At 40.2% G+C, this 5,754-nt stretch carries 5 protein-coding genes and 1 pseudogene; all 6 read right to left on the bottom strand.

Features of this window, described 5'->3' with window-relative positions; genetic code table 11:
* Nucleotides 1-192 precede the first annotated feature (192 nt).
* Nucleotides 193-1,110 carry a LysR family transcriptional regulator gene (locus tag B4033_RS11755; RefSeq protein ID WP_076755060.1) on the bottom strand — a complete coding sequence of 306 codons (918 nt, stop codon included), beginning with the start codon at nucleotides 1,108-1,110 and terminating at the stop codon, nucleotides 193-195.
* A gap of 107 nt (nucleotides 1,111-1,217) precedes the next feature.
* Complete coding sequence (locus B4033_RS11760; RefSeq protein WP_048881932.1) at nucleotides 1,218-2,018, bottom strand: sulfite exporter TauE/SafE family protein; 801 nt, start codon at nucleotides 2,016-2,018, stop codon at nucleotides 1,218-1,220.
* A 43-nt stretch (nucleotides 2,019-2,061) separates the two neighbouring features.
* On the bottom strand, nucleotides 2,062-2,556 hold the full coding sequence (locus B4033_RS11765; RefSeq protein ID WP_286834195.1) for a flavin reductase family protein: 495 nt from the start codon (nucleotides 2,554-2,556) through the stop codon (nucleotides 2,062-2,064).
* Between the two features lie 97 nt (nucleotides 2,557-2,653).
* A complete protein-coding gene (locus B4033_RS11770) occupies nucleotides 2,654-3,697 on the bottom strand; it encodes a methionine synthase (protein ID WP_004281804.1) in 1,044 nt (347 codons plus the stop codon).
* 50 nt (nucleotides 3,698-3,747) lie between these two features.
* Nucleotides 3,748-4,731 carry a putative oxygenase MesX gene (locus B4033_RS11775; RefSeq protein WP_286834193.1) on the bottom strand — a complete coding sequence of 328 codons (984 nt, stop codon included), beginning with the start codon at nucleotides 4,729-4,731 and terminating at the stop codon, nucleotides 3,748-3,750.
* Between the two features lie 306 nt (nucleotides 4,732-5,037).
* A pseudogene (locus B4033_RS11780) lies at nucleotides 5,038-5,754 on the bottom strand (IS5 family transposase); the annotation flags it as partial.

Consider the following 5,754-nt stretch of genomic DNA (forward strand, 5'->3'; position numbering starts at 1 on the left):
AAACGCAATCGTTCTCAAAAGATGCCAAGCAGACGTGCACAGAAAACAGTAATCAAAGAACGAAATCTGAATCCTGTGCTTGACTCTTGGGGGGTAAAAAACAGGACATTTTAATTGGTGAATAACATACAAGTCTACTCTACATTTTTTTAGCACTCCTTTGACCCTGAAGTGAAGGAAAAAAGCCTAGATTTAAGCATAATAGCTATTTCGTTTCTTAGAAAATCGTTCAAGCTGCTTTAAGAACCCTTCAAAATAGTCTCTCTGTTTTTCATCCGTTCTAAAACCTGCATATAAGGTTCGGCGTAATCCTTCAGGTGAAACACATTCTAGACGTCGTGACGTGACCCAGCCTTTCGCTTCATATTCATCCACTACCCAATCAGGAAGCGCTGCAATACCACGTCCGCTCGCCACAAGCTGAATCAGCATTTGGGTTAAGTCAGTGGTTCGAATGTTTTTAGGTTGAATATTTGCAGGAATAAATAGTTTCGACATGATATCTAAACGATGTTTATCCACTGGATAAGTAATCAGTGTCTCTTCAGCTAACTCTTGAGCGGTAATTTGTTCTACACGTACCAATGGATGGGTTGTTGATAAAACAAGTCGCGATTCATATTCAAATACCGGAAAGTATTCAACACCTTTTAAAGCGATTGGATCTGCTGTAATCAGTAAGTCAAATTCGCCATTTTGCAATAACTCATGTGGATTCGCTTCAAATCCTGATGCGAAGTCTAAATCGACATCTGGATATTGAATACGATACTGATTTAATAGTGGCATAAGCCAATCGAAACAACTATGGCATTCAGAAGAAAATGTGATTCGACCTGTTTGACCATGCAGAATTCTACTGATATCAGCTTGTGCGATTTGTACTTGTGGCAAAATCTCATCTGCTAGTTTTAGTAGACGTTGACCAACATTAGAAAAAGTAATAGGCCGAGTCTTGCGGTTCACGATCTCAACACCCATCCACTGATCAAGCTCACGTAGCTGATGAGATACCGCTGAAGGTGTAATGCAAAGATCGCTCGCAGCTGCGACTAAAGAACCATGTTCTCTTAAAGCTGAAAGCATTTTTAAGTGTTTTAATTCGATCATCTTGGGAGAAACTCAAATCATTGTCCTTGTAAGGATACATTAAAAGCAAAGATTAAAAGCCCACATGAAGCAGGCTATTTAACATGATGAATGATCATTGCGTAATATCAAATGAATCCTTTCACAAGGAAAAAGCATCCAACAATGACCAATAAAACGGCAAAGCATTTCTTCAACATTACTGGCGATAAGGCATGTGCAGCCTTCGCACCAAATTTTGCAGTGATGAAACTCATGATACTGATACCAATGAAGGCATAAATATGAACATAACCAATAGTATTCGGCACATTGATTTCAGCATTCATGCCAAAAATCATAAATCCTAATGCACCTGCAACCGCAATCGGTAACCCACACGCCGCAGATGTTCCAACAGCCTTCTGCATGACCACACCATAGCGATTCAAATATGGAACCGTCAGACTTCCACCACCAATACCAAAGATTGCTGATGCGACCCCAATCACACTACCTGCAGCAACTTGTTGACCTGATGAGGGTAACGTTTTCGTTGGGTCAATTGCTTTTTTGGCACCTGTAAACATCGTATATGCGACCCAAATCAGAAATAAGCCAACAATGATTTGTAGATGTAATCCTGATATCAAACCAGCAATACCTGCCCCAAAAAAACAACCAATTGCCATAGGTGGCGCTAGATTTTTAAAAACAGGCCAAATCACAGCACCAGTTTTATGATGCGCCATCAATGAGCTAATCGAGGTTACAACAATGGTTGCCAAAGATGTACCTAATGCGAGGTGCATAACCACATCGGGGTCATAGCCCATTTGGGTAAAGACAATAAAAAGCAGTGGTACAATAATCGTACCACCGCCGACACCAAACAGCCCTGCTGCAAAACCAGCAAAAGCACCGATGATTAAAAAGGTTATAAGTTCCACAATAGACTAACTTTTAAAAAGATGAAGGAATTAAGGTATTGAGTTAAGCGTGTTCTAACTGCCCTACTTGATGATAAGCACGGTTAAAATACACCAGACTTTCTTCTTGATCGCTTTGTTGAACTTGAAGCACACGACACATGAAAATACTGTGTGTACCGACTTGCTGAATATCTTGAATCTCACAGTCAAAACTGACCAAGGCATCTTTCAAAATAGGTGAACCGGTTTCCATCGTACTCCAATCACCGAGTTTGAAACGATCTTCTGAGCTGAATTTACTTGAAGCAAAAGCATTTGAAAGCTGTTCATGCTGAGTACTTAGTACGTTTACAGCCAAGACTTTATTTTCAACAAAATGGGCATGTGAACGGGAGGATTGATTCATACAGACTAATAACATTGGCGGTGTATCCGTCACGCTACATACGGCAGATGCAGTAAATCCATGCATACCTGTTTCACCCGAAGTCGTAATAACATTCACTGCTGTGGTGAGTAAAGACATTGCATTTCTAAAGTCTGTTGCTTCAATCATCTCTTTCATCTCAAATGTACATATCACGTGCTCGTGCATAAAGCTGGACAAATGACCTTGCGATGATTTGTTCTGCTTCGCACGAGACTACGTTTGATTAAGCTTCTAGCTCTTTACGAACAATGGCAGCACCTGCGCTTAAAGCTTCAAGTTTGCCACGTGCCACTTGGCGAGATAGCGGTGTCATACCACAGTTAGTTGAAGGATACAGTTTATCTGCATCAACAAATTGCAATGCTTTGCGTAGCGTATTTGCTACTTCCTCTGCAGTTTCCACTTGAGTGGTTGCCACATCAATTGCACCCACCATCACTTTCTTACCACGGATCAATTCGATTAAATCCATTGGTACACGTGAGTTTTGGCATTCAAGTGAAATAATATCGAGCTTAGATTGTTGTAGTTTCGGGAATGACTCTTCGTATTGACGCCATTCATTACCTAAAGTTTGTTTCCAATCTGTATTGGCTTTAATGCCGTAACCATAGCAAATATGAACGGCTGTTTCACATTTTAGACCTTCAAGCGCACGTTCTAAGGTTGGTACACCCCAGTCATTCACTTCATCAAAGAATACGTTAAACGCAGGTTCATCAAATTGAATAATGTCTACGCCTGCTGCTTCAAGTTCTAAAGCTTCTTGGTTCAAAATTTTGGCAAATTCCCAAGCCAGTTTTTCACGGCTCTTGTAGTGTCCGTCAAAAAGTGTATCAATCATGGTCATTGGACCAGGCAACGCCCATTTAATTGGCTGACTGGTTTGGCTGCGTAAAAATTTCGCATCGTCTACAAACACTGCTTTTTTACGAGAAACTTCACCCACAACTGAAGGTACACTTGCATCATAACGATTACGAATACGCATGGTTTCACGCTTTTCGAAATCCACACCTTCAAGATGTTCAATAAACGTAGTTACGAAGTGCTGACGGGTTTGCTCACCGTCACTTACGATATCAATACCAGCAGTGACTTGCTCATGTAATGATAATTTCAAAGCATCACGTTTGGCTTCTAATAACTCTTCGCCTTCAAGTTTCCATGCAGACCATAATTTTTCAGGTTCAGCTAACCAAGACGGTTTTGGCAAGCTACCCGCAGTTGAAGTTGGGAGTAAAAGTTTCGGTTGTGTAAGCGCCATGTCTAATCTTCTTTCTCTAAATTCGTCAGTCTGTGTGTCAATTCGATGTCTTAAGCAGCTGTTTCGATCTTAAAGTTTGCTGCCCATTCATTTAAAATATCTTGATATGGTTTGATGAAGTTTTCTTCTGTCCATTTACCTTGCTTAACCGCCAACTCACCACGTTCAACACGGTCATAAACGATACGTGTCAGTGAGTAATCGCCATAGCTCAAGCTTGGTTGATACTGCACACCTGCCGGAGAGTTGGTGTTGTAAATTTCAGGACGATAAATTTTTTGGAAGCTTTCCATGGTTGCAATCGCGCTGATCAATTCAAAATCAGTATAATCACGGACTAAGTCGCCAGCGAAATAGAATGCTAATGGTGCATTACCACCTTCTGGTTTGAAGTAACGTACACGTAAGCCCATTTTGGCGAAATATTCATCAGTACGTGAATATTCATCATTTTTGTATTCCACACCCAAAATAGGATGTACGTTGGCTGTACGGAAATACGTTTTAGAGGTTGAAACGCTTAAGCAAATGACAGGTTGTTTTTTAAATTCTGCTTTAAATACATCTGAATTGACTAAATGTTGATAAAGCTTGCCATGTAGATTACCAAAATCTTCAGGTTTTTCACCGACGCCACAACCGAGTTGAGGCAATACCACACTGAAGTCGTAATCACGCACATAAGATGAAAAGCTATTGCCAATCATGCCTTCAATACGCTCACCCGTATGATGGTCGATGATGGTGCTTTTGAGTGTTTCAATAAATGGAAAGGTTTGGCCATTGCCTTCGATATCAATTTCAGCAGAAATGATGTCGATCTCAAGTGAGTAGCGATCACCTTTAGGATTATCAACGGTCGCTAAGCTATTAAAACGGTTGTTAATCATCGCAAGGGTACGATGCAAGTTTTCTTCACGGCTTTCCCCACGTGCCAAATTGGCAAAATTTGTGGTTAAACGTGTGCTTTCTGCTGGCGTGTAGTTTTCATCAAAACGGATACGTTTAATTGAACACTCAAATGCTGTACTCATGGAGATTGCCACCTAAAAATTTTATAAAAAGCTAAATTTCTGAATGGCTGTATTTAAACGTGAATAAGAAAGTGAGTAAAACGATATAAATTCAGCTTAAGATGAGAAATACTCATCTTAATAAATTAAAGATGCTGAGGATTTTTAGTTATTCAGTAAGTTAAGTGGCTATCTAAAATCTTTATCTGAAATTGATAATGTTTTTTGCAACTCTACCAAAGATAATAAATCTCCAACTATCAAGTATGTGTAAAGGCTTTGTTGCACAAAGATTTGAAATGCAAAGCGCCCCTAATTGAGCCAAATTTAAGGCGTAACTTGGGTAAATGGTCGACCTAATTCCGTAAATCTGTTAAGGACTGCTACACGTGCATGAATTTCATTCACTTGGCTATCAAAACTCCTTGCACTGAGTTTATCTCCTAATAATTTGATGCAATGCATCTTAGTTTCAACCAAACTTCGACGATGATAGCCTGACCATTTTTTCCATAGTGTCCTACCTGAGAAGCACTGCTTCGCAAGATTAACTGTTCGAAGTAAGTCATTTCGCTCTAGCGAGCTACTCTTTGTATCTTTCCATGGTTTCGCATTTTTTCTAGGTGGAATCACTGCAGGCCCTTGCCGATCTGCAATGACCTGACGGCATTGCTTGGTGTCATAAGCTCCATCGGTATAAACAGAGTCAATCTGCTCATCTTGTGGAATCTGATTACGTAAATCATCAAGCACCTGTGAATCACTGACATTATTGGTTGTGAGCTCAATAGCGCGTATTTGAGGGGTTTTAGCATCTATACCAATTGTAGTTTACGCCATTGGCGACGACATTCAGGTCCATGTTTCTTGCGCTTACACTCGCCCTCACCTAGAAACTTCATGCCTGTAGAGTCCATGAGTAGATGTAGCCCATCACGACTTTTTTAGTAGCTGATTGCAATATCAATATGCTTTTATCTTCTACAAAGCGTGGTGTAATCTGGTGCTATCCAATTTAATCCGCAAAGTTTAATCAGACTTTGC

The organism is Acinetobacter sp. UBA3132 (genome assembly GCF_002364825.1).
Classification (GTDB): Bacteria; Pseudomonadota; Gammaproteobacteria; order Pseudomonadales; family Moraxellaceae; genus Acinetobacter; species Acinetobacter schindleri.